We start from the raw sequence: 3118 nt of genomic DNA, 5'->3' as shown, positions 1-3118 counted from the left end.
GCGGTCGCACCGCGCGGATCGGGTGACAGCGCGCCAGGGGGATCGGCCGGGGGATCGGCCGGCGGACGGGCCGGCGGTCCGGGCAGCGGCACGTACGCGGCGGCACGCACGGCCCAGTCGATCGTCGCGCCGAGGTGGGTTCCCAGTCCGACGACGTCGCGAGCCGCATCGCACACCGACTGTGCCGCAGGCCCCGGCATCCCCGCGGCGAGGTCGACGGGCGCGAGTTCGAGGAGCGCGTGCGGCGTGGGAGCGGGCGCGGTCGGCGCTGTGGTGCTCACCGGCCCGCCGGGCGGCGGTTCTCCGCGCTCACCATCCACGCCAGCTGCTCCAGCTGCTCGAGCACTTCGTGAAGGATGTCGGCACTCGTGGGGTCTTCGTCATCGACGGCGTCGTGCACCTCGCGGACGGTGCTCGTCGCGGCCTCGAGGCGCTCCGTGATGAGGTCGATGGCGTCGCTCGTCTCGATCTCGCCCTGGGGAAACTCGGGGAGCGTCGTGGTCTGGGCGACGGTGTCGCTGCGTCCGTCGGGCAGCGCGTGCAGGGCCCGCATGCGCTCCGCGACCGTGTCGCCGAGCTCCCGGGCGGCGTGCACGATCTCGTCCAGTTGCAGGTGGGTGTCGCGGAAGTTGGTTCCGACGATGTTCCAGTGCGCCTGCTTGCCCTGGAGCTGCAGCTCGATGAGGTCGACCAGCACCGACTGCAGGTTCTCGCTCAGCGTCGCAGACGCTCGGAATCCGCTCTCTGCGTTCTGGAGGCTCGTTCGCTCGGCGCCGCTGCCGCCGCGCGCGGCGCGGCGCTTGTTACCCGTGCTCTTCGTGGTGGTCGCGGATTTCGTCGTGCGCGGCGCCGGTGTTGCTGTCTTCGCCATGGGGTCCTCCTCATCGTCGAGCCGGAGGATGCCGGCCCAATCCGAACCTATGGTCGGGCGGGAGGCGGGACGAGGGGCTTGTCAGCGCTGCATGGCGAGTGCTATCTGGTCGCGATCACACCGTGGTGACGGTCTGCGGCGCGTCGTCGTCGGGCGTGTCGGGCGAGGGTTCGATGTGCTCGGCGACGAGCGTGATGCCGCCCGACGAACTCGCCGACTGCGCGAGGTCCTCGATCCACTCCCGGCTGAGTTCGGCGGGCTCCGGATCGTCGAAAACGAACCGGATGGGGATCGACGGGTGCAACCAGATCGTGCTGCGTCCGCGGGGTTCGCCGTCGGGGTGACGCCAGGACACGGTGAAGCTCTCGCTGCGGCGCAGTTTGGTGGCGATCACGACCTTAAGGTGCGCGAGCGCCCGGTCCTCGATGTGGATCGGAGTCGCCGATCCGCCGTAATAGATGGTCCCCACGGTGCGATTGTAAGCGGTCCGAGCCGCGTGCGGCCCGTTCGCCCACGGCATGACGACGGATGCCGCCATGTCGCCGACTCGGCTCGCGGTTGGCGTGTCAAGGGGATGCCGACGCGCAGGGGGATCGCCCTATTCTCTGGACATGCACGTGCTCCGCCCTGTTGCCACCGTCGTCGTCGCGGTGTCGGTACTGGGGATGACGGCGTGCGGCATCCGGATCCCCACCGACCCCGAAGGAACGCTGGAGCGCATCACGGGCGGCGAGCTGCGCGTCGGGGTCTCGCCGAGCGACGGCCTCGTCGACGTCACCGGTGCCGCGCCGGGCGATGGCGGCACGGCTGCGACCTCGGCCGTCAGCGGCCCGCTCGCCGGCCTGGTCGAGGAGTTCGCCGACGGCCGCGACGCCACCGTCGTATGGACGATCGGCAGTGAGGAGGACCTCGTCGATGACCTCGAGACCGGGCAGCTCGACCTCGCGATCGGCGGCATGACCGACCAGACGCCGTGGACCGACCGGGTCGCGGTCACGCGCGCGTTCGACCGGTTGCCCGGCGCCGAGGGACGCTCCGCCGCGATGCTGCTGCCGATGGGAGAGAACGCGTTCCAGTCGGCGCTGGAGTCCTTCCTCGACGGACAGGCGGCGCGGGACGGACAAGCGCCCCGATGAAGCGGATGGGGCGCACCGACCTTCCGGCCGAGCAGCAGCGGGCGCTGCAGAAGGCGATTCGCTGGGAGTGGTTCACGATCGGCTACACGTCGGTGACGATCGCGCTGATCGCCCTCGTCGTCGGTGGATCTCAGGCGATGAAGACGGCGTGGATCGAGGACATGCTCTCCCTCATCCCGCAGATCGCCTTCTTGGTGTCGCTGCTGTTCATCCGGCATCCACCCTCTCGGGCCTTCCCCTACGGGCTGCACCGCGTCACGGGCGTCGGGCACCTCGTCGCCGGGGTCGCACTGGTCGTCATCGGCGGCAACCTCGCGATCGAGTCGATCGCCGGGCTCGTGCGTCAGGAGCATCCGGCCATCGGCACGGTGTCGCTGTTCGGTGTGACGATCTGGCTCGGGTGGCTCATGGTCGCCGTCATGATCCTCGTCGTGCCCGGGCCGTTCTTCTACGGGCACGCGAAGGCGAAGCTCGCGCCCACGCTGCACAACAAGGTGCTGTACGCGGATGCCGACATGGCGAAAGCGGACTGGACCACGACCGTCGCCTCGGTCGTCGGAGTGCTGGGCATCGGCATCGGCTGGTGGTGGCTCGACGGCAGCGCGGCGCTGTTCATCTCGCTCGGGATCGTGTGGGACGGCTACAAGAACACCCGGTCGGCGATCCTCGACCTCATCGACCAGCGGGCGCGGACGCACGACGACGCCGAACCGCATCCGCTTGCGGATCGGATCGTGCGGGAACTTCAGGCGCAGCCGTGGGTGCGGGCCGCGTCGGTGCGCCTGCGTGACATGGGGCAGGTGTTCCACGTCGAGGTGTTCGTCGTGCCGCGCCGCATGCGGGTGCGACTGGATGCCGTCGAGGACGCGCGGCGGCGGGTCGCGGAACTCGATTGGAAGGTGCAGGATGTCGTCGTGATCCCTGTGTCTTCGCTGCCCGACGAGACGACCCGCACCGGCTGATGTGGGTCGGATGGATCGAGTTCGACGTCGTGCTGGGCGACGTCCACTCGCTGAAGGAGAAACGCGGCATCCTGCGCCCGCTCATCGCCGACCTGGGCCGGCGGACCGAGGCCGCCGTGGCCGAGGTCGACGCGCACGACCTGCATCGG

The 3118-nt window shown here is 70.0% G+C and carries 6 protein-coding genes; 3 read left to right on the top strand and 3 right to left on the bottom strand.

Annotated features, from left to right (window positions below; genetic code table 11):
• From WBP48_RS15835 to WBP48_RS15825, 3 genes are all read right to left on the bottom strand, one after another.
• The coding region (locus tag WBP48_RS15835; RefSeq protein ID WP_424441716.1) for a hypothetical protein at window positions 1-281 on the bottom strand (281 nt) is incomplete at its 3' end.
• Window positions 278-871, bottom strand: coding sequence for a Dps family protein (locus WBP48_RS15830; protein WP_424441715.1), 594 nt, complete (start codon window positions 869-871; stop codon window positions 278-280). The genes WBP48_RS15830 and WBP48_RS15835, both read right to left, overlap by 4 nt.
• A gap of 115 nt (window positions 872-986) precedes the next feature.
• Window positions 987-1340 (bottom strand): hypothetical protein, encoded by a 354-nt coding sequence (locus WBP48_RS15825; RefSeq protein WP_424441714.1) that lies wholly within the window; start codon window positions 1338-1340, stop codon window positions 987-989.
• A gap of 142 nt (window positions 1341-1482) precedes the next feature.
• Here WBP48_RS15825 and WBP48_RS15820 point away from each other — a divergent pair, with 142 nt between their 5' ends.
• The 3 genes from WBP48_RS15820 to WBP48_RS15810 form a co-directional block, all read left to right on the top strand.
• The gene (locus WBP48_RS15820) at window positions 1483-2007 is read left to right on the top strand and encodes a hypothetical protein (RefSeq protein WP_424441713.1); all 525 of its coding nucleotides are present in this window, start codon (window positions 1483-1485) and stop codon (window positions 2005-2007) included.
• Window positions 2004-2969, top strand: coding sequence for a cation diffusion facilitator family transporter (locus WBP48_RS15815; RefSeq protein WP_424441712.1), 966 nt, complete (start codon window positions 2004-2006; stop codon window positions 2967-2969). Before WBP48_RS15820 ends, WBP48_RS15815 begins: the two co-directional genes overlap by 4 nt.
• Window positions 2969-3118: DUF503 family protein (locus tag WBP48_RS15810; protein ID WP_424441717.1), on the top strand; the 150-nt coding region annotated here is incomplete at its 3' end. The genes WBP48_RS15815 and WBP48_RS15810, both read left to right, overlap by 1 nt.

Origin of the sequence: Microbacterium sp. (assembly GCF_049661145.1) — a bacterium.
Classification (GTDB): Bacteria; Actinomycetota; Actinomycetes; order Actinomycetales; family Microbacteriaceae; genus Microbacterium.
The sequence above is the reverse complement of the archived record's forward strand: the minus strand, read 5'-3'. Positions and strand labels throughout refer to the sequence as shown.

What these genes read in the sequence shown, in the direction of transcription:
- WBP48_RS15815 (WP_424441712.1), top strand. Translation starts at nt 2,004, where the DNA reads ATGAAGCGGATGGGGCGCACCGACCTTCCGGCCGAGCAGCAGCGGGCG.
- WBP48_RS15820 (WP_424441713.1), top strand. Translation starts at nt 1,483, where the DNA reads ATGCACGTGCTCCGCCCTGTTGCCACCGTCGTCGTCGCGGTGTCGGTA.
- WBP48_RS15830 (WP_424441715.1), bottom strand. Translation starts at nt 871, where the DNA reads ATGGCGAAGACAGCAACACCGGCGCCGCGCACGACGAAATCCGCGACC.